This window comes from Bacillus sp. FSL P2-0099 (genome assembly GCF_038007445.1).
GTDB classification, from domain to species: domain Bacteria; phylum Bacillota; class Bacilli; order Bacillales; family Bacillaceae_G; genus Bacillus_A; species Bacillus_A mycoides.
This window is the reverse complement of the sequence record NZ_JBBOXE010000002.1, coordinates 128,682-152,461: the sequence shown is the minus strand read 5'-3', so window position 1 is coordinate 152,461 and position 23,780 is coordinate 128,682. Positions and strand designations below refer to the sequence as shown.

Genomic DNA, 23,780 nt, shown 5'->3' with positions numbered 1-23,780 from the left:
ACGTAACCATTCGTATATAATCAGTCAATATATAATTAGTTATTGTTACGCTACTACTGTTTCTACTTCTTCTACCGGCACCGAAGGTGGTGCAGGCGGAGCAGGATGTCTCATTAGCTCTTCTTGACGTTGCTGTTCTTCAATAGCTCTTTGTTTCATAAGTGCTTTGAATTTAACGTTCTCACTTATTAAGGCGGTAATTGTAGCTTCATACTCTTTGATTAATAGATTCACATCTATATTTGTTGTATTCCCTTGTTGATTCATTTTGTTTTTCCTCCTATTGAACATTTAGAACATACTGTTTGTTGAACACATCATAAGGACTGCTTATTAAAATATCAAGCTAGTGGTGTTGGTTTTTCGTCCCAATAAATAGCTTGTACTTCTTCTATAGTTGTACATGCATCTATTCGTGGCTGAAGTATATTTCTCAGTTTAGATATTTTCGCATCCTTTTCTCGATACGCTACAAATGCTACACCCATAAACTGTTCCCTATTCAGAGTAACTCTATGAGCTTGTTCGCCTTTCCATGCAGTCCACTCAACTTCTGTCATCAGGCCTTCATTAAATAATGCTAAGCTACCAATAAAATTAGATTGTGCTTCTACATCAAAAGAAAATTTGTAAGTCTCTGAACCAGCAGGAGCATCGAAGTAACCTAAAATATCTTTATTACATGCATCGTTTAGTTCATCAAACTTATTTTCTTTAACAAGTTTCAGTATTGATTCCATATCAGCACCTTCGACCCAATCATTTAGAGTTTCATCGAATTGTGGCTTGTGAAAGCTTTTTTTCCAGCAGAAATCAATGATTCTACGACCTTCAGATAAAGCTTTTTTGATTTCGCTATCTGTGATTAAATAATGCTCAATAACATAACCTGCTTCATCTATTTCCCAACATGGTTTTTCTATTTCCACAAGAACAGGTTCTTCTACAGGTTCTTCTACAGGTTCTTCTGTTTCTATTGAAATAGGAGGAACTACAGGTTCTTCTGTAATCCCTACTTCTCCTACGACTTCAATATTTTCTATATTTTCCATAGTAAACACTCCTCTAATTCTCAGCCAAAAATCTTATTCCATTTAAAGAACAGAATGCGTTATTGCCAGCTGTCATTTTAACGTCTCCGTTAGGGCTCACGTCGATACGAGTATGTTGATTGACACCATCAACACCATTAAATAAAAGCGTACCACCTGGTCTGAATCCAGCAGGTAAATTGAATCCAGGTTGGCCAACTACCCCAGACCTCATTAGGCCCTTTAACATAACAACTCCGGCTGCATCTTTTGTATAAGAAACGCCACCGAAACCTATACCATATTCAGTCCATCCATTCAGAAATCCTGTAACTGTTGTGTATGGTCTGCTTTTAGCCTCCACATAACCACCACTAGTTCCTGTCCATACCTTAAGTGGGTAGTTATTATTCATATCGTTTACCCACCAGTAAGCACCTGTTGCGTGAGTTAAAGGATCTCTAGGTTTTATGTTTCCGCTTCCGTCAAATGTCATGCCAGAGCTGTTCATGAATTGAATTTCCTTACCATTCCACATCCGTAAGTTTCCAGAGTTGTCTACGTTTCCGGCACCGTCTACTGACCATCTAATAACATCACCAGTTCCATGTATTTGAAATCCATTATCTGCGCCAGCACCTGTTCCGCCAGTACGAATTCTTGCGATATTGTTAAGGAAGTTTAATGAAACTGAGGCGCTTGTATTACTAGGATTAATTGTAGCAAAACCACCAGCTGCTGCAACTTCACCATTGGCTCTTACCGTGGCTCTTCTTACACCATTTCGAGCAAATTGTAAGTCTCCTGAAGAGTTAGCTAGGCTGTCTGGTGCAACTACAATCTTCCAGTTGTTTGTAGGATCTAGCCACTCAAGTCCTTCTCCACCACCTGGATCACTAATTGTAATATGGTTTACGTTTTTAATATCCGTATTACCCATATCTATAAATCCACCGACAATTAAGTTACCAGTGAGAGTTACGTTACCACCAACATAAAGTTTTTCATTTGCTGTAGCAAAACCATTAATACCTACCCCTCTTTCACGGATAGATAATGCAGGTGTAAATGTAGGAATAGTAACTTTTAGGGTAACGTCATTCGAACCATTTAATATGTAACCTATTGAATCACGAACTACAACAGAAATTGTCGCAGTATACGAATCAGTAAGAGTTGTACTACTAGTTACCGTATAGGTTTCTATTCCGGAAGCTATACCTGATGTACCTTTCGTGTATCCTGAAGGCATTGTCGAAGTATTAGTAGCCCCACCTAATGAGTTAGAAGGTGTAATAACTACTTTGAATGTAGCCTTACCTGTAACACGAGATAAATCACTTGAAGTAACACTTGGTTTTTTGTAATAGTGGAGATCTACTTTTGGGGTTTCTGCAGAGGATTTGCCTTCATTACCTAACGTTTGTGCTCTTACATAGAAGGAAACATTTTTCTTAGTAGTTAATAATCCAGATTCTACATGGTTAACTGTCGCCGTAGTCGAAGCGGTAACAATACCTGTATTTTTAATAATAGATTGACTGTTCCCCTCTACCATAACTATGTCGTAGCTACAATTTCGCCCAAGCATATCTTTGATTGCGCCTGCAATTGTAAGTGAAACAGGTTTATATTCAGGGAAAATATAGTTAGCTGCATTAATTGCGTAATAAGAAGTAGCCGCTATAGTAACGCTAGGCGTGCCATTTACAGGAGCATCCATTCCTAAGTTAACTGGAATTGACACTGTATCGGTTTTTGACGACCCTTTACCATTTGTAGCAGTAACTTGTAAATCGATTGAACCTATATAGTAATTCGTATCTGAATGTGCTGTACCATTTAATGCGGCTGTCTTCAGATTGTCTATAGTCATATAGATACCCGATGATCCATTGTTTGCATTAATAGTAATATTCCCTGGGGAAACACCGCCTGGTCCATTAATTGTTGTAAACTTACTTGATATCCCAACTAGGGAATAACTTATTGGTGAGCCAAGATTATCCGATGCGGCTCCGAGTGATACTGTGAAAGATCTTGTATTATAAGAAACATAGGCACTAGATGTTAGTGTTGGAGATCTTAATTCGTTTTTATATACTGTCGGAGAGTAAATCCAATCGGAGCGCATAACATCTGTTCCTACTTTGTTTTTTGCCTGTATAGAATAACGAACAGAGTTTGCACTTGCCCCTGGAGCATCCGAAAAGCTTCCATTATTGTCGGCAGCCACTATTGTCCAAGCGCCTCCATTTATTTGTCTCTGTATTTCATAAGTAAGTGTTCCATTGGCTCCGGTTGCACCTGACCAGTTTAGCGCGAAAGATCCTGTTCCTAAATTCTCTCTATAATAAGAGTCAACAGCTGTTGATCCATCTTTTATCCAAATTTGACCACCTAGCCAAGGTGTTGTAGCGTAAATAGAACAAGATACTGTACCTGATTTACCGCCTACGTAACCTGTGGTACTACTTGATGTTCCTCCAAGTTGTGATGTTGCCGAGAACGTATATGATACGCTAGATGTTGTTGCTGATATACCTGATACAGTTACGCTAATAGTACTAGATTTAGCGCCAGCTCCTTTTGGGAATGTACCTAAATTAGCGAAAGATACCGTATTGCCACCTATGTTTATTTTGGGATAAACTACTGCGCCAAAGTAATCATAAGTTTGGTTTTGCAACCTAGCCCAACATGTAACACTATATGTTACTGAGTTAGCAGAACGACTTGTTTCGTCTGCGTAAACTGTATAAAGCATGGTCGGGCCTGAGCCCGACGCTAAAGCACTAAATAATTCCATGCCTTTCTACTCCTCTCTTAATTTTCTCTATTAAATGAATACATAGTCGATACCTTTATTACCGGCATCCGTAGCTTTTTTCATACGTAAGACGTTCACAATCTCAATATCATCCCTAGCAATGAAGCTACCGTCTACGCGAACTGATGTATCACCAGTAACGTTTTTAAATACGAAATCATCACCAGACGAACCATCGGATATAAACTCTAAAGCTGTCGTCCCTTTAAGAGAGAAGCTTTTCATTTTAATCGTATTGTTCTTATAGTCGATTTTGAAATCATTCGCTCCGAAATCTAGCTTTTGATTGTCGATATCTACTGTTAAGAAGTTACCAAAAGTCGTTTTTGTATTTAACTCTACTGCTGATTCCCCTAGAACAACTTTCTGTATTTTAGAGTCATCAGTAAGAATTATTTTTGCATCTCCTTTTGCTGCAGTATCTTTGATTAAGATATTCCCTACAACCACTTCACCAGAGAAAGTTCCTGTAAAGAAACCTTTAGTAGCCTCTAAAGTACCATCCGAGTAAACCTTAAATGGAGCATTAGATTTATCATTTCCTGCCCAGAATCTTAAATCTTTACCAGTTCCACCAACACTACTTAGTAGTCCACCAGTAACGACAAAAGAATTGGTTGGTGCGTTGTAATAACCTAATTCAATATCTCCACGGAATGTAGCAGCATTGAATTCAGCACTACCATCAGCATCAATTTTCCAACCCTTTTTCTGTCTTTCATATCCGATAGATTGAGAGGTACCAGATGTAGATAGATTACCGTTAGTATCAATACGGAAAGTTTGTTGCCCTTGGTCGTTATATACTTGAACATCTCTAAAGTTGGCGTATTTAGCTTGGATTGTTCCTGTCTTAATGTAGTTACCATCGATAACTGTAACTCCAGTTGTGTCGTCTTTAGTGAATAGATTTGACATGAAGTTCTTTTCATCTGTTAACGGTCTATAGTTACCATCCATATCTAGATAAAGTGGATTTTTAGGGTCGTAACCTGGTTGATCAGAGTTGCTAATTTTGTTTCCTTTTGAGTCAAGTGCCCATCCAGAAGCAAAAGAAGAAAATGTTACTTTACCTTTTAAGTTGATACTTGAACTTATGACATCAATTGCTCCCGGTGTAACAGACATAGAAGAAGCAATGTCGAGTGCTTTAATCTCACCGTTCGGAGATACTACGTAGTTGATTAATCCCTCAGCATCCTCATTAGCAGGAGTCCAACCTGTTGTTTTGTCTCCCTCTTCTAATTTAATACCAGTGAACCAGTAAGTACCTAATGATCCTCCACCAGTTTTACCAAACTCTACTCGTGCGGTGTTAGTTTTAGCAGGGAACGTAAAGAATAACTTAACCCATTCGTTTTTTCCTACTTTAGCTGTAGGCATTGCTACAGAAGGATAACCTGAACCGTCATATATCTGTAGGATTGGTTGTCCCGATGCTGATTTAGCATAACAAGAAACGGTGTAAGTTTGACCAGTAACAACGGGCACACTTTGGTTAAGACCTTGGTTGTTTGCTGTCGTTGTTAACTTAACTGCTTTATCAAAACCAGGCAAGTCAGTTATATCTTCAATTTGTCTGACAGATGGAGATCCCCAATTGTTCCAGCTTGTTGCATCTGCAGTAGAGAAACGAGAGTTTAATAATATGTTTCGTCCACCATCATTTTTTGATGGGTCGTACCCTGCAGCAAACGTAGAATTACTGTTAATAGAAACCTTACCGTTGATAGTTACTTCACCATTGTTATCAATGTATAAAGTGTCTTCTCCGGCATTATTTTTCACTCTAAGTCTTCGTGCATTAATAGACTCAGCTTGTACAGAACCAGTTTTAATTTTCCCACCATCAATAACCGTTGTCCCGTTTTCGATAGTTGTGATTTCGTAAGCATCTATCTCTTGTTGAGTAGGTTCTCGGAAAACCAATCGGTCATATACCATGTTTTTAACTTTAGTAGGAGCAAAGCTACTGTAATTTGCCATTAAGTAACCCATCATGCCATTATATCCAGTCAATGTATCTGAAGGTCTTTTCATGACTGCTCTGACTGTGTACCATTTTCCTAGAGTAGGATTTGATTCATAGTCTGCTAATTTAATAGTAGCTCTATAGTTGGCCATCCCATTCCAATCTAAAAGAATACCTGCACCAGTTATACTCCCACTTACTAACATGAAATCTACTTCAATTGCGTAATATTTACTGTTTGGCAGATTTGGAATAAAGAAGTTTGTATTGATGACAGCACCTACTGCAGTTGCATCAGTACCCGCATCAAATCTCATAGCTGTTCCACTTCTTGTTAATGCTGTCTCTTTAGAAACTGTCGAACTAGACCACGAACTAAAACCATCTGGGTATGTCCCTGTCCATTTGGAGAAAGTTGGATTAGTCACTACCTGTCCTTGTTTTAATGCGTTATTTGCATCATCCGCAGCATTATCCCACTTGTCTTTATTGTCCGCAACAGTGTAGTCTACATCTCCTACATCGTATACAGTCGCAAAAGCAACTTGCCAAGTTATCGGTGCTTCTGGTGTAGCTGTTAACCCACTTGTTAAATAGAAGTGACCTCCATTTGAAAAGGTTCCTGTAGTTCCACAAGTAATAAGGCGAATATATTCCTCAAATTTTCCTGTTCCTTTATTAGACGTTAAGATTCTGTCTGTATATCCAGTACCCATTGAGTTAGATGCTACGTTCAGGGTACATCCTACTGGTATCTTAGCTACCATTCGAACTAAGAATTTAGCACCGGCTCTTGAATTGATAAATTGTACATACCCACCATGACCAGGCGATGCTGTGCCAGTTGTTTTAATCTCCATCACACTAGAAGATGTTGTTGGCGCATCTATTGGTGCGGCAACCCTAGTTACCGTTACTGCAGTACTACCACTAAGATTGTTATACGTAATTACGTTGTTTGTACCGTTCTTAAATATCGGGTCAGTATGTAGCATTTTTCCTGTTGAAATGGCTTGAGATAATTCTCTGTTGGTATTGTTAATTGCATCGCTAATCGCTCTTTTGATTTTTTCAGATTCAGTAAAGTAAGCGTTCATTTGAGACTTAAATAAATCTCTAGCTGCAGCTGAAACGAATGAATATGTTGTGCCCATACTCGCTAAAATTTCCGAAGCGATTTTTGGAGATACACCATTTAGATTTGTATATGCTGTTGTGTAGGCTGATGCAGAAACACCAGGAATTGTTTGAGCTTGTGCTAACACTTGAGAATACTCAGCGTTAATAGCGTCCCAGTCTCGACTTAATTGATTTTTCTCAAGTGGTGTAACTTTCATATCACTTGTCATTTCAGCAACAGAATCCTTAACGCCTTGAGCTTTCTGGTCTGCATCTGCAATCACCTTATCAATATCAGCCTGAGCCAAACTCCAGGATGTTGCAACGTTACCTTCTTCAATTTTCAATGCATTAACACGAATCCATGCATAACCGTTCGTTCCATTCAATTCACGTTTTGTACCGCCACCAATTAAGATATACGCATTGTCGTCGTCACGATCGGCTTTAAACGTTAGCCTAACACTGTAATAATTCGTCAAACTCCCGTCAGCGATTGGTGCGAATTTTGGGAAGTCTGTTGTTTTGATATCATCTAAACGACGGTTACCACCCTCTACCGTGTACATTAAGTACATATAATCCAGCATGTCACCTAGTTCGCTTGTTGCTACATTCATAGAAAGTGTATACTCTCGTCCACTTTTAACTGCGAATTTTCTTCCGTTACTTGACATACCAACCTTAGAACCTATAGGAACAGCTAACTGGGTAGTACCATTTCTTGTTTCCATGAACAACGATTTTCCTGTTGGTAATTGTGTTTGTGCATAATGGCCAACAGATCCAATACCTCCCCAAAGATTCCAACCTGAAGCATCTTTGAAGTCTGTTCCAGTCAGCATTTGGCTACCGCCGACTCTCATATTGTCAAACCTCTTATTTGTAGCATCAATTAGGTCATTCAGATCTTGAGTTGACAAGCTCCAGTCTGTTACCTTATTTCCTCTTTCTAATTGAACTCCAGTAGCATAACCAGAAGTTGGCACAGAACCACCATCTTGACCTATGTACATACTTAATGAACTTTCTTTCGCAACGAAGGTATGCGTGATTCTAAACCATTTTCCAATCGCTGCAGTACCTTTTGTGAAAGTCCATTTAGCAGTAGAGCTACCCTCTTGAACTTTTACATCTCCAGCCTTATCTAACTTAAACCAAGCTGAAAGAGTATATGTCTCTCCTTGAGTAACACTTACTCCATCTATTGCATAACCAAATTCTCCTGCTGTTGTTGCATCGAATTGAAACCCTGTTCCAAATCCCGATAAATCAACAGAGACTCCCGTAGTTCTTGTTCCGGTCGCAGTACCCCAATCCCTCCATGAACCTTTTGTTTTGAATAAAGAGTTTGGAATGATATTATTACCACCAACTTTAATGTCGGCAACCATCTCTTCAATATCCGCAAGAGATGCTGACCAGTTGACAATTCTGTTGGTTTCGGAGAACATAACGTTTTTAACCCAGTACATATTGTCATCGGTTAACTCACTACCATATATGAAAGCTTTGAAATACGCTGCACTCGTTATAGTAGCTTTCGTTTTAAACAGAATAGATACTCTAGTCCATGTATTTGCTTTTGCAACTGTTTCACTGGATATTAATTTGTAGTAATCTACTGCATTGTAGTTACCACCAGTATCAAAGAACCAATGGTGCACAGGTCTTATATTATCGATATTGGTATCTTTGCTAAACATGATTTCTACAGAATAAACATACTCAGTAGATGGCTTTAGCACATTGCGAGTAACATAATTAGTAGACATGATAGAACCAACCGCTTCTAAAACAGTGAATCCATCTTTTTCTCCTATTCTTAATGACTTCCCTGCGTTTGTTACCCAGCCGTTTAGATTCTTGAAGTTTCCAGAGTTTCTAAACATATTCGCTGCACCACTTGATTGAAGATTTACTATGCTCTCAATATCTTCTGGAGCAATCATCCAATCCATCGGTTTGTTACCTTTGTATAAAGCAACCCAGTCAACATTGGCTTGTGTTGTGTTACTAGGGTAGTTATATAAAGCTAATTTTCTTTCGTTGCCTGATGTAGTTGCTAATGCTTTGAACGTTACATAAGTAACCCCATTAGCATATGTCGTTGTGGCTTCCCCTACCTTGTTTGAACCACCATTTTGCCATATCCCAAAATATTGCCCTTGAGGAACGGAACCTTTTACTACAAAGGTATATTCTTGTCCTGCAATAAAGTCTTCGGATAACGAATATTGGTTGATAAGATAACCAGTTGTAGAGTAATCCTGATTAGAATTTAAAATCAAGTTTCTACCACCAAATGATATGTTCGCAATACTATTGTTGAAGCTTTCATCGATATCTTCAGGAGCGGATGTAAAGTCAGTAGGAACGCTTCCAAGTTCCCCTTTTACATTTCGGATTTTAACCGTTATAGGCGCGCCAGTGTTATTAACCACTCCAATATTAGATTGGTCATACAGTTCATTTGTTGAGCTATCTTTGTTTTTATAAGAGAACCAACACTTAGTCCATGTATTCGCTTTTATGTTTCTACCAGAATTCTTTCTTAATGCAACCTCGTCATTATCATTTGTTCCAGATGTTGTGCCGACTGGGAAATTGTTTGTATCGTTGTTCCAATTGATATCAACAGGTGAATATACATCGAAACTAATTGTGTACCAACTTCCGATAGGGATAATAGCGAACTTATCAGTGATTCGCACACCTGCTCCCCATGCTCCACCAGCCCCATCATTAGCTGTAATAGTCCATATATTTGTAGAATCATCAAATGATGAAGATGCTGCATTGTAAGGAATTACTTGTTTCTTTCTAACGATGTTTCGCGAACCAATTTTTAGATTGTCTATCTTTGAATTAGCATCATTTGCTGATTTGTTGATTGCGTCGTTGATTGCTTTTTTAATCTTTTCAGATTCAGCAAAGTAAGAGTTTATTTTTGCTCTAAATGCATCTCTCGCAGATGCTGAAGCGAATGAATAAGTGGTTGTCATAGTGGCTAATACTTCGGCTGCTATTTTTGGAGTAACACCATCTAGGTTTGTATAAGATGTTGTATAAGTAGAAGTAGCGACACCAAGAAAGGTCGCTTGTGCTAGCACTTGCGTATACTCTGCTTTAATAGATTCCCATTCTCTGCTTAATGTTGTTTTCTCTGAAGGAGTAACCTTCATGTCATTTATTAAATCATCAATACCCGCTTTACCAGATGCAGCATTGTTTTTAATTGTATTCGCATCAGTTCCAGCAATTGTAGAATCGGAACTAATAACTAATCCGTTTGCGTAGATTTTACCGTCTAGGTTTGTATAGAACATCTTGTTCCATGTACCTGCATTGTTCTTTTCAATAGAGATACCTTCAGTTGCATTAAGGATTGTTCTGAAAAGATTATCACCTCTAAGAACAACTATCCCCTTATCAGTGTTAATAGTGACACCGTTATAATCTTCTCCAGGCTTAATGCTGTTTGCTAGATACGTAGATGTAGTGACTGCTAATTTAGAAAGCTTGTCATAGTACAAATCCCATTTGGATGTCCAAGTAGCAGGTACAATTTTTGTATCACCCGTTTGCCACAGTCTAGGAGAAAGTGATTCTAAATAAGTTTTTAAATCGTTGTACGATGTTTCGAAAGCTGTATAATCTGCATGAGTTATTGGAATACCAGCGGCTCTTGCTTCAGCTCTTGCTAAATAAACTTGTCCTCCCTTTGCGGTATCGATTGTTGCAAGTGTAGGAAGAGTAGTTCCAGCAAGTATATCACCTGTGATTTCTACTAAAAGTAGTTTTACATTTAGCTTTTCACTGGTTTGAATAATTCCGTCATTAGATGCATCTGTAACGAATTGTTTTAAGTTTTGTACGTCTTTATCGAAGTTTGGATCTAGGCCTCCAATAGATAAAGTTTGTTCAACCCATTTATTAGAAACTGCACTCCAGCTTTTTAATATATTTGGAGTCACACTCGTGTCTATCCAAAGCATTCCATCGACAGGGTTTTTAGGTGCTGTGCCTGATCGAATTGCATCGTTTAAGTCCACAATAGTAATCTGTCCAACTGCATATGGCATATATTCACGCCCTTTCAATATAAAACAACTCCACTAAATCAATAGTGGAGTTATTCTTTGTCTATATAGAAACCATTTGGCTAGCTAATTTCAACCTTGAATACAGCTTTTTGAAAAATATCAGCATCTGTAATATCTATCCACTTTCCTGTTTTTGTTGAAATAGCTTTACCGCCAAAGTCCATATCTTGTGTTCCGTCCATTTTTAACTTAGTCCAAGTATATGTGTACTTATAACCAGTTGTAGCCGAAGCTAACTTAGGGTCAATCTCTTCACCATTTTGGAATAGGCGACATAAAATCTGTGATGATACGCTTCCGTTTTTGAAGATGTTTCCGTTGCTGCTTTCCACAGAAACCATGATAGGATCCGTTTGGTCATAGAAGATAATTGTGTCGTAGTAGGCTTTCGAAGAGTAAGTTGCTTTGATTTTAAATGCAGCCAAGTTTGTAATACCAGCAGGGGTAACTGTGATTGTAGCTGTATTGACAGCACCAGTAACACCGTATGAAGCTTGGTTAGTAGCATCTATCTTGTCCCAACCTGTTCCGGCACCTTCATCTGCATTGCCTGATTTTTGCACAAACCATTCATAGGTTACACCAGAACTTTGAACCGTTGCTCCTTTGTAAAGGTCTGCTTGAGCAGTTAATGAAGTTACTAAGTCATTTTTAAACAAGTTGCCATTCGGAGTCCAAACTGATACTAGTACTGCATCTGCACCTGATGCACCCGTTGCTCCATCAGAAACAACAGAAATCGTTTGCTCATCAATATGGTTTGAACCATTCGGTGTTACGCCAGCGATATGAAGTCGAACTCGAATTGCTTTAATACCTGCAGATGGTGTATGAATTTTTGAAGATTCATTTGAGGCACTCGTATATTTGTTTGTGAACGTTGTACCGTCCGTTGTTTCTTCAATTGTGAATTTTCCTGAATAGTCACCGTATGCGCCTGACCCAGTTTGAGATTTAGCTGTGAAAATAAGAGTTGTTGGGGTATAAACTCCCGCGAGGTTTTTTTGAAGTGCATCCGCACTTGAAAGTAATCGGTACAGTGTAGGTGTTGTACCTGATACACCTTGCTTACTTTTACTTAATGCGAATCGTCTTGAAACTGAGGCATAACCTGATTTAGAAGCCGTAAGATCTACGTACCCTGTGTCTTTACCAGCTGCGAATCCAGTTACTGTGTAAGTTCTTCCTGATAAAGTACCAGTAATATCAACAGGCGTTGCTGTTACTGTCCAACTAGCACTTACATCGGTTGCACCCTCAAAGATTGTCATCGTTGAAATCGCACCATTAAAGTTACCGTTGTTACCTGCACTGTCTGTTGGAATAACGTCAGAATCATTGCTTAGTACCGCTGAGATAGCAGACGGACCAGTCGCACCATTGTTTGCACGATGGAATGTAAATTCAGCACGAACTACTAAGTCTGCTAAAGTTGTTGGGTCTGTCCATATAATTTCAGCTATAAATGTCTTAGCATATGTTGAACCTGTCATGATGTTTTGGGAGATTTTTAAAGTGTTGCCCGTAACCGTGTATGCTCCGCCAGTCACAATAACTTTACTCGTATCAATTGAGTCATACCACTTAACTGCTTTTGCGCTAGAGATTGCATCTGTAGTTCCTTCTGTAGAGATGAATAATGAAGGAGTTAAAGTCGGACCTGAGGAAGTCCAGTTTGGAATGTAAGTTCCTGAAGTGGGATCGTAGATTTGAGTCTTTGGTGATGTTGTGGAAACGAAGGCGCTTAACGAAGGCGCATCATTGAAGTCCACAATGGAAATCATACCAGTTGCTAATGTTTTTGCCATGCTTATTTTCCTCTATTCTCTATTAAGTTATCTATTTATAAATACAAGAATAAAGGTAAGCATTCCAAATAATGGTTGACAACATTTAACTATCTAAAACTTCACATAAAAATGTAGCTCTTTGATATACATCCTCTCTTGTAATAGGAACTTCTTTTAATCCTTTATGAGCAGCATTCCAAACTAGGTCATCTTCCCCATTCCTACCTACGCGCATCCACTTAAAACGAATAGCATCTATTTGGTCGGTTACATTTTCAGCACCTAAATATACATTCGCTTTAAGTGTTGTAGAGATGTTACCACCCTTAAAGGCGATTCCATTTGTGCTCAGTATTTCTACACGATAAGGAATGCGGTCTTTCATTTCTTCACGAAGTTCACCGGGACTATAACCTGGTTCAAATTCTGTATCGGGTCCAATTTGAAGCATATCAGCCTTAATCTTTCCAGCTGTTATTTGGTTTGCATGTAAGTCTCCTGTGTAGAACCCATCTTCTGTCATGTATGAACCGTCACCAGTCCATTCTGTTACGATGTTACCCTTTTGGAGCATTGGTCTACAGAAATATGAATCTCCATTTTTAGGATGGTAGATTCGTAAGCGAACTCTTGTCGTTTCTGCGGGAGCAACTTCCGTAATACTGATACGTTGCCACAGATCATTGCTTGTTAATTGAGCTGCAGTATTTTTGGATGAGATACGGGCTGAGTCATTAAAATACTCGATTTCAACTCTAGGGTGTCCACCATCATAATTGAGGATATTTTTTGTGAGGACATATACAGAAGCAGAGTAGTTTTCACCGGGGCTTGCAGGGACAAACTTAGAATACGCACTAAGGTTTTGTGTCTGTTTTCCTGTGGTAAATAAATGCATACTATTTGTTGTGTTCAAACGGACAACTTCACTTACCTTAGCGATATCTAGTAATGGATCAGTAGTCCAATCTAGTAATCCTTTTCTAAGTGTTGAATTAGATACTAGATTTCGACTTTGGATTTGAAGAGAACCTGCAGAAACACTATCAGCACTTAGCTTTTTAATGTGAGCATCAGTAATACTTGCTTGTGCGATTTCCGCTTCACCGATAGCACCTTTACCGATTACCCCACTACCTGCAACGATGGCACCGACTTGCATATGATTAGCATTTACGGATTTTGCTGCTAGTTCTCGTGCAGTTATAGATTCAGCTACTAACTTATCAGCTGTTACTGTGTTGGCCGCAATGTGTTTTTCACCATCAACAGCACCTTCGGCAATCTTTGGATTTGTGATAGCCCCGTCCGTTATACCTTCTGAATATACACCCGATTCATCGTATAAGACAGTTGTTCCATCTGCGCCACGAACACGAAGACCATATAGGCTTCCGTCCATGTTAACGTCACCAATACTTACACGTTCAATAGGAGTTGTTTGATTATCGAATACTTGCAATCTATTTCCTGTGATTCGTAAATGACCGTTCTCACCTTGAAGAGTAACTTGTCCAGTATTAATTGTACCTGCAACAATCTTATTAGCTACTAAGCTAACAATCTTTGCATCTGTGATACTACCGTCTGCAATTTGAGCAGAGTCAACTGTACCTTCACCAATAATAGCTCCATCAATAAAAGCATGTTCGATACTTGCATTAATCGCTTCAATTACAGAAGCTTGCAATCTATCGAAGTCCGCACTTCCTGCTGAGATCTCCAAGGCCTCAATTAATCCTGCTGAAATATTATCTGCTTTTAAAGCACCAATTTGAGCAGCATCGATTTTTGCTTGTCCTGCATAAAGGTTAATAGCTTCAACAACCATACCCTTAATATGACTTGCAGTTAATGTCCCAATCTTAGCTGAATCGATTACAGCCGTTTCAATAGACGCGTTTATCGCTTCAATTACAGTTGCTTTGATATGATCCGCATCAAGTTGACCGATCTTTGCAGAATCAATTACCGCTTCTCCTGCATATAAGTTAACAGCTTCAATAACTGCTCCCTTGATATGATCTGATGATAATTCACCAATAACAGCTGTATTGATTTTAGCTGAACTAGAAGAAATATTTGTAGCATAAATATTGATTGCATCGATAACATTGGCTGCGATATGATCTGCTGATAATTCACCAATAACGGCTGTATTGATTTTAGCTGTACCAATATAAGCATTGATCGCCTCAATGATATTTGTTTTAATCGCGTCGATATTAAGTATCCCTGACTTAATAGAACCTGCATCAATATAGTCAATGACTCCACCGTGAATAAAGTTATTACCAGCTAACTCGTCATATCCTTTTGGTGGGTTTTTAGCTACGGCTGCAGGAGAGTTGTTGATTGCTCGGATAACAGTATCCTTAAATAAATCAGGTGTTACGCCACCCTCTCCCATACCATCAATCTTCGAATAGTGGATTTTATGGTCGTTATTATTAATTGCATCAACAAGAGTTTTTACACCTTCAGAACCATAAATAGCACTTGCGAAATCAATTGCATTACCAGGGATTTGTTTATCTTGCCATGTGTAGATGGAAGGGTTTAACCCTACTCCTTTTATGTAGCATTCATTTTTCACTTTATCGAATAGAATGCTTCCTTTAGAGAAAGAACGCGATGTAGCAGTTGCTTCTTCTACATAAATCGGATTCTGTGTTTTCCATTTCCCTAACTCAAAACCATGAAGGTATCTTTCTACCTTCTCATTTAAGGCGTATCGGCTTTTAGGAACGAGACTGTATCCGTCTAAGTTATACAGTGTGGATAACATTTTTCCGTATAAATAAAGCTTATTGTTATCACTACTTGCATCTGCTGTATCTTCAACGAAGATTTGAATTCCTCTTTCTTTTTGAGCTTTGTTTAAATTGAAAACAATGGAAGGAATTACGATAGGATTGTTTTTAGCACCATTTAAAACGAAAACATCTTGTGCTAGATAGATGTCATCTTTTGATGTTTTAAGGTCTGTTTGTTGGGGATTGTTTTTGTGGGGCTTGTTAAATAAAGTGGTATCAATTTCACCTGTAATAACAGCAACCATTCCTCTTGCATGAATATATTGAAGGATTTGGTTTTGTTGTGACCTGTTCCATCCGTTTTCGAATCCGAAACCAGGCAATAACACTCCATGAAAACCTTTAGATTGGAACCATGTTATATTGGCTTCAATGTTATTTAAAACAACATCTGAATAATTGATAATACCGTATAGCAATGTTCCACTCTTCTTAACTTCATTAACAAAGAAATCAAAGTTAGTAGATTCTTCTTTGTTAATCATGACATGAGGAATGTAGCTAAAAGCGTTGATTCGTTTCTCAATACTATCGTATGCATTGATGGACGCGCCTCTATACCCCACAAATAATGGACTACCAAAATCAGACATAGTTGCTTTATCAACTTTTTTATTTAGTTCATCTGAGACTGTGCTTTCAAGTTCTGTAAAGTTAATGACTCTTTCTATCTTTTCAATAGACTCCTGAAGCTCATTAACATCTTCAGCCATGACGTAATCACCATTAGGATCTCCGTCATACTCTGCATCTTTTTTACGGTCAAACTCAGAATAAGGCACAGGGAAAATCAATTCTTTTTCCATACACTCACCTACTTTGTCTTTAATATGCTTCTTTTATAACCATTACAAAATACTTTTGCTATAAAAAACGGGACGGAATTACCCGCCCCATTGGTTAATAGTTACTTCCTATTTTCGGTTGTTTTTCTATGATTCCATTTCGACCATCAGCCTTCACCCATTTGCGTAAGTTTTGATCAAAGATTTCAACTTCGAAATGAGTAAGGTTTGGGTCATCAACATAACTCCACTGTAAGTGGGTTGTATCAGTTTCCTTGTCATAGTACTGGAATACTCCTAATGGATAATTCACACCACTCACTCCCATTCGATAATGCAATAAGTACCGTAAGCAACATGCTTATCAATAGCTTCTTTTGCATATTCTTCAGATAATGTACCGCCGTACTCAGTTAGAATAGATTTTGGAAGTGTTACAATTAGGACACCATTTCTATAGAATGCTTTCCCATCCCAATTTCCAATGTCCCAATAACGTTGTCTTCCATGTACTCTCTCGTCAATTGCCTTAGTTGATAATGATTCAGAGATACCACCACCACGAGTACGTGCATCCATAACAACTACGTCTTTCACATTCGTATGCTCTCTTACTTGAACCTTAGCAAGTAACAGGTACATAGGATTCGATTGCTGAATGTTTCTCCATTCTTCTCTGCTGAAACAATGACGAATTGAGTTTCCATTTTCAGAATCCGGAACGATGTAAATATGGATAAGCTTATTTAGAAGCTTTGAAGATGGAACGTTCTTATACTCTACCTTTTGGACACCATTCACATAAGTTGTCATTGGAAGAGTTGAGTAATGTCCCACTGATGGATTGAGGTCTAAATGAAGGAATGTTCGAAGAGTTTCATTGTAGAAACCTTTGTATTCGTAGAAGTTATCAAAATAAGAATACTTAGCGAATAAATCATCTTTAAATGAAATGTTTTCTTTTAAGAAGAAGATTCCATTTTGGATATCATAGTCATTTGCTGATAGATCTTGATTCTCGAAATAACCATAGTCTGCGTATACAGGCCCAATAGGTTCGAACTTAAAGATTACTTTCCCTTTCTCATAATCAATTCGATAATTTGTTGCAGGGATTGTATTGGCTGATGTTGCCTTGCCTTTAGTTGTCTTAAGAACTGGTATCGGCTGAATTAACCAGTTTTCTTTTGAACCATACATGATTACTTCTTTCGTAACTGAATCGATTCGTTTATTTTCTAAAAGGTCGTTCGACATTTTAGTATTCTTGTAGATTCGCTTATACAGACGGAAATTGCGATGCTCATAAGTTGCATATACTTTGCCAGTTATGATTCGACCAGGGAAGAAAACTGTACCTTCATCGTGATTAATCTCGAATGGATACTCTTCAAGAATCTCCACAATATTACCGTTATTTGAAGCATCTATAAAGATATGAACTTTATCGTTACGGAGCCAATCTTTTTGTTTAGCTCGGAATAATGTCCCCACAGAATTAGCTAATCCCTCAGCTAAAAGCTGTTCTTTTTCTACAAAGCCTTGGCTTACGAACAGATTGTTGTGAGGTACTTTCACTGTAGAAGGAGTAAGGTATTCCATCTCATTCTCTACTGTCATAATTCCAATAGAAGGATTGAAAATTTGAGACGTGTATTCATCGATTTGATACTTCTCTTTTTTCATAACTCGTTCTTTGTATTGATTCATTACAGCAGGATTATTGCTAGCATGTAGTTCTGACCATTCCTTATATCCTAGACCGTCCTTGATAAACTGTCCGTTATGGATTCTTAGATACCAGTTTTCTTTAGCATCCTTTGTTTGTGGAAGTTCGCTATAGATACGACGATCATCAATTAACTTTAATCCGAAGTTTCTTTTAGAGGCTCTAATTGTTTCGAAACCAGTTTCAGCGTGAAGAACAAAACTTGGTTTGTCTGTTGCCCAAAAAATATCTTTATGGCCAATAACAAGATCACCACTATAGAACCATTCCATACCTGTTTTACGGTCAAATAGTTTTAGGTTAACAAGATTGTTTTCTTCTAGGTTTTCTGAACCAAGTGCAATCTTATAGAAGATCTTGTTCTTGTCATACCATTGTTTCCCGCTTGGTACTGGAGGAAGCAGCGTATGTAAGTATCCTAGATTCTTTAAGCCGTCTGTTTTACGAATTGCTTTAGAATAAGAAACCGGTGGTCCATACATTCGCTCATAACGACCATATTCTAATCCAGTTCCTGAATCTACTCCGTAAGAAATCCATTGAAGGATAAATGGCATAATCGTGTATGTGAATGAAACTTCTGGAGTAGCTCTTGTAATGTTTGCATTTCCAAAACCTTCTGCTTCGATATCAATCGTTGTAGCGTTTGGCTTGATACTGAATGCATAGAGAGTTTTTTCTCCCTCATTCTGTGCAACCCCTCGGACTGCTCCGATTGTATCTAGTGTGACATTATCAAAGCTTGCTTTACCGAATCCATTACCGTCTACAAAACCTAAACGAATCTTAATGTTTTGAGGTTTGTCGATGTGGAAATTCGTTTCAAGCTTAACCCAATCTTTCTTGCCCGTAATAGAAATTGAAGAAGAGATTTGTTCTCCCTGTAGGTTGTATACACCTATCTTAATACCGTCAGTTGTAATCCCTCGTACCTGATCAATTGTTGTCCATACAGTTACTTTGTAGTCATCAATAGATAAGTAGATGTCTTCGCTTTCCCAAAAGGCATGAGCGCCTGTTGTTCCATTTGATGAATTTAGAGATACTTGACGAACTCCGAATAGGCTCTTATCGGAATCATGTGTGAATGTTACTGTTTGACCAGCTAACTTCTTTGTGTTCCATGAAGGTATTGCATTCACTGTGTCGGATATCCAAGAAACAATAGGTTTACCACTGGAATCCACCTGACCACTTTCAAACCCACTATTGTTAACTGGAATAGATTTATCACCATTTACGGCATGTTCATATGTTCCGATAGCATTATAGAACCAAGGTTTGCAATAGATTTTTACATATTCCTTACAGTTTTTATAAAGAATTTTCTTAGCGACAATTTGGTTTGCGTTATAATCACTTCTATCATTGATATAAACGTCAGTGTTATTTACTTTGTATTCTTGCGCGAATAAATTATCTCGGTGATATACAAAATCATTTCTCCAAGGAGTAAACACCCATTGTTCTTCTGAATGGTAAAGGATTGAGTTCAGAACAAGGTTGACGCTCTCTTTTTGATTATGGTAAAAGCTTCTGAATATTCCACAGTTAGAAATCAGAACAGTACCTTTATCAAACAATGTTTTCTTAATAATAGAAGGGCCACCATTAAAGTGCTTTACTACTGCATCCCACTGCTTACTTTCTTCATCTTGTCCAAATAAGATAGTAGGAGCAATGTCCGTATATCCTAAGGCTTCAATATTTTTAATCGGCAATAAGCGACTTATATACGGAGAGTCTTCCGTAATTTCTTTTACTCCAAACTCATTGCTGCTCGATGAGAATCCAATATCAGAAACAAATGTGTTTCCTTTACTTGTTTTGAAATCAAGAACGTTAATCCCACTACCTGCATTGTCTATCCAAATCGTACCGCCATTTTTTAAGTAATGCTCAAACTTGTCTTTAAACATAGATAAGTCAGCTTTACCGTAACCAGTAATAACAAGTAAATCATAATCCTCATAATGATGGTCTGGCATATCAAGATTAACAGCCCAGTAGCGTATATCCTTCTTCAAAAGGTCAACTTCTGTTGGGTGCGGATTCTGTAACTCTACATATTTAGGAAGAGATAAATGCTCGTTGATCGCCTTACCAATAGAAGATAAGTTTTCAACATTAGCGACGGATTGAACAAAGCTAAATCCAATATTCATCTTCCCTGGGTTTGTTTCACTAAGCTTTGTTTTTAATTTGGCTTCAACACGGTGCTTAAATAATTGAGGAGTACGTGTTTGGTAGTTGGCAATCATAACGTCAGATGTTGCGTAGAAAGAAAAGTCATTCCCCTTCTCTTCAATTGCGTACACTTTTAAGTGCTTGTATTTATCAGGATCAGATTCCATCTGAGAAACAATGTCTTCAAACTGATCCATCGTTACTTGTTCGAAGAACGGATACGCATTGAGAACTTCTTCTTTTAGTTCGCTCTGTTTAGTATCGTTTCTGTAGTTAGGGTAAACTACTTTGTATGTAACATCTTTGTCGTTACGGAAGTTTGTAACTACAACAATACGATAAATGAAATTATCTTCACGAATTAATTGAACCTTATATGCGTCCTCTTCCTGTATGGGGCCACCATTTGCTTCTATGCGAATACTATTCCCTACATAAATTAGATCGTTTCTTTTGTCCAGTACGACATCCTCTAAAGCAATAGCATCTTGTTCTGTTTCAGAAGAGAAGCCACCTAGATAAGGGATAACCTGAGAAGTTCTTGCATCGAAGCGTCCTTTCAATTCCATTTGATAGAATACTGGTTTTGGAGTATCTTGACGGTTTTTACGAATAGTAAATTCATCTGTTACAAATACTGCATCGGTAGGAAAGATAGCTTGTCCTGATTCTGTCTCTAACAGGAACTTGTTGTTCGGGTAAACCATGTAATCTTTCTCTATGAAATTAGATAATCCGTTTTCTTTAATTTGAGAAGAAACATCTTCTAATAAGATGTTCTCCTCGGGTGATACAGATTTTGATTGTACATATGCAAGGTTGGCACTATTTTTAGGAACTTTGTTCCCAATACGAATAGCATACCCGCGATTTCTTTGACCACTACGAACGAGGTCTTTATGAGGTTGCAACTGCATGGTTTGTATCCTCCCATTCTTTTAACTTGTTTAAGATAACAGTCAATTCATTATCTTTCTGATTTGTTTCTAACACTAAGATCTCGTCCATTGTTACACGACCGTCTTGGTTAAAATCTAAGATAGAGAAAAGTACTTCATCTTCATATCTCTCTACTCCCTCATACATAAGGAGGTAATTAATGATTTTCGTTTTAGCAGTTAATAGATTCTTTTCTACCTGCGTTAATTGAACTTTATCTGGCTTTGACACAGGACTTAATAACATCTTGTAGCAAACACCAATATTATTATCCTTGTCTGTAATCCAAATATAATCTTCTACAATTTCACCCGCACGCTTCGATTGAATATATGGAGCATGGTATTGGTACAGGTATTGCCCTGATCGTTTTTGTGCTTCAACTGCATCTCTTGAGATGTGTCGAGAAACAAAACCTTTGGAAGCAATAATCTCTAAATTGGAGTGAGATAAGAAGTTCCCTTGATAATCAAGTGGTTCAATAATCATTGTAGAGAAACTAGCTCCATCTGCATGTAATCGATCTGGAGTAGCTGTAATTCTAAAGCTATCGGTCTTATTTATTGTGTTCGTAATATATAAGAACCCTTCATGATTTTGATTTTGAATTGGATTCATATCAATCATTGTTGCTAGTTTCTTTGGCTCACCATAACGGTTTCCTTCTTGATACACAATTCTTTTCCCGCCATCATGTTTAGCGAAATCGATTCGGTAACCATCAACAGCTTTGATATTGTAATCAATCGTGTATGTATCGTTCACTTGATACGTTGCATAGAGGGTTTTGCTTTTTAATACTGCTTTCCTGTTTGTGTGAAGAGAGAAATAAAATCTCTTACCATCTATTCGATAAGGTTCTCCTATTTTTTCTCCATCCTCTGTACGAATAGCAATATCTCTAAATTGCTCATCAAGATTATTGTACGCAACCTCAACGAAATCACTTTTACCGTCATACTGGAATGCTTCTTGATTCCATGTTTGATACGCTGCTGTTTCATGATTAAAGAATGATACTTTTTGTAACGTATCTCCATTCTCTTTTTGAACTAGAATAGGTGAATGATCAATTGGAGCTACAGGGATTTCTGACCATGTAACATTCTGACCACTGATTCCACCATCAAATAAAGACTGCATAACTGCAAAAGGTAGCTGTGCTTTTATGTTTGAGTTAGCTGGTAATTTGTTATTGAATAACGCCCATTCTTCTAAGACAACTTCTTCCTGAATAGGTGTTTCTTCATTTGCGAAAATTAATTTCTGGGGAGTTGTAAGTAGAAGACCAGTATTTAAAGCTTTTGCATTCTCCCCATTTACTGTTAGCTCAATACCTTCATCATTCCAACTACAAAGGAATTCATATGACGTATTTCCTTCAAGTGTTTTAGGGAGGGTAATTGAACTAGCACCAACGGTATACGATAAGTTAGTTCCATGTACCGAAAGAGACATCTCTCTTGTATCTGAACAGAAAATAGTTTGGTCTCTATCCATACGATTTTTTGTAGTTAGTTTCAAATAGATACTTCCTGCTTTTTTATCGAACAAGTTTTTAACTGGAAACTTCAGCGCCGATCCCTTGCGGGTTGCCGAACTACTAATACTAGGATTCGGTATGTACGGCGTAGGGTCTACGCGGTCCTCTAATTGATGTTTTCCTACGATAAGTATTTCACTTGTCTGGAATACTAAAGTAATAGTTTGTGGGGTTGCTAAATTAAAAGTTTGAGAGATGTAAGACAACTCTCCTTTTGAAATAGCAATCTGTTTTAAAATTGTCTCTCCAGACTTAATTAGGTATTCACCATTCCCTTGAGCGTTGAATGAAAGTGTGTAATCTTTTGCAAGTAGAGAGATAGATTGAGAGAACATTGCTTTCTTAGTTGCAGAGCCTACTAGTTTTACATAGTCATGGTCTTCTATCTTAATTGTTTTGGCCTCTACTCCCCCACCGTTTGCATTACTTGTCCACGCGGTAGATTGTGGTTCTTGTATTTCACAAGAATTAAAGACTTCTCCTATTTCCCCATATACGCGGACTTGTCCATTAACGAATAAAGCAGATTCAAATTTTAATACTGTTTTATTGTTTAAGGTAACTGTAAAATGAGATCCATTCGAAGAGACTGTTAGAGTATTAGAATCCAAGATATTATCTTTTACATCTACGACTCCATAAATCTTCTCAGAACCCTTTACAATTCCGCCTATATGTAACTTGTTTTCTTTATCTAAAGAAGCAAATAAGAAGTTTCCATCACTTAAATATTTAGGGATTAACGCTACTTTTTCCGTCGGCTTAGAAAACGAGAATACTACTTTGCTATCTTCATATAGTTCATTTGAGATAGAAACATATCCCGCACTTTGGAAAGTAATAGCGCCTGGTATTGTAGCATGTTTAATAATTTTTCCAGAATTAGTGAACATTTCTGCACCACCTTTTTATTGATTTCTTTTGACAATCTAA

Annotated in this window: 9 protein-coding genes; all 9 read right to left on the bottom strand. The window is 37.8% G+C overall.

Annotated features, from left to right (window positions below; all coding sequences use genetic code 11):
* Positions 1 to 45: 45 nt before the first annotated feature.
* Complete coding sequence (locus tag MKY90_RS28490) at positions 46 to 267, bottom strand: hypothetical protein (protein WP_341093527.1); 222 nt, start codon at positions 265 to 267, stop codon at positions 46 to 48.
* A gap of 74 nt (positions 268 to 341) precedes the next feature.
* Positions 342 to 1,052 (bottom strand): DUF4376 domain-containing protein, encoded by a 711-nt coding sequence (locus tag MKY90_RS28485; protein WP_341093525.1) that lies wholly within the window; start codon positions 1,050 to 1,052, stop codon positions 342 to 344.
* Positions 1,053 to 1,065: 13 nt separating this feature from the next.
* Complete coding sequence (locus MKY90_RS28480) at positions 1,066 to 3,840, bottom strand: hypothetical protein (protein WP_341093522.1); 2,775 nt, start codon at positions 3,838 to 3,840, stop codon at positions 1,066 to 1,068.
* Between the two features lie 30 nt (positions 3,841 to 3,870).
* Positions 3,871 to 11,037: a phage head spike fiber domain-containing protein gene (locus MKY90_RS28475; RefSeq protein ID WP_341093816.1), complete on the bottom strand. Its 7,167-nt coding sequence runs from the start codon at positions 11,035 to 11,037 to the stop codon at positions 3,871 to 3,873.
* An 80-nt stretch (positions 11,038 to 11,117) separates the two neighbouring features.
* The gene (locus MKY90_RS28470; RefSeq protein WP_341093519.1) at positions 11,118 to 12,866 is read right to left on the bottom strand and encodes a hypothetical protein; all 1,749 of its coding nucleotides are present in this window, start codon (positions 12,864 to 12,866) and stop codon (positions 11,118 to 11,120) included.
* Between the two features lie 85 nt (positions 12,867 to 12,951).
* A complete protein-coding gene (locus MKY90_RS28465; protein ID WP_341093517.1) occupies positions 12,952 to 16,470 on the bottom strand; it encodes a hypothetical protein in 3,519 nt (1,172 codons plus the stop codon).
* Between the two features lie 94 nt (positions 16,471 to 16,564).
* Positions 16,565 to 16,762: a hypothetical protein gene (locus MKY90_RS28460; protein ID WP_040963189.1), complete on the bottom strand. Its 198-nt coding sequence runs from the start codon at positions 16,760 to 16,762 to the stop codon at positions 16,565 to 16,567.
* Between the two features lie 5 nt (positions 16,763 to 16,767).
* The gene (locus tag MKY90_RS28455; protein WP_341093513.1) at positions 16,768 to 21,282 is read right to left on the bottom strand and encodes a hypothetical protein; all 4,515 of its coding nucleotides are present in this window, start codon (positions 21,280 to 21,282) and stop codon (positions 16,768 to 16,770) included.
* The gene (locus tag MKY90_RS28450; protein ID WP_341093511.1) at positions 21,263 to 23,740 is read right to left on the bottom strand and encodes a hypothetical protein; all 2,478 of its coding nucleotides are present in this window, start codon (positions 23,738 to 23,740) and stop codon (positions 21,263 to 21,265) included. Before MKY90_RS28450 ends, MKY90_RS28455 begins: the two co-directional genes overlap by 20 nt.
* Positions 23,741 to 23,780: the final 40 nt, after the last annotated feature.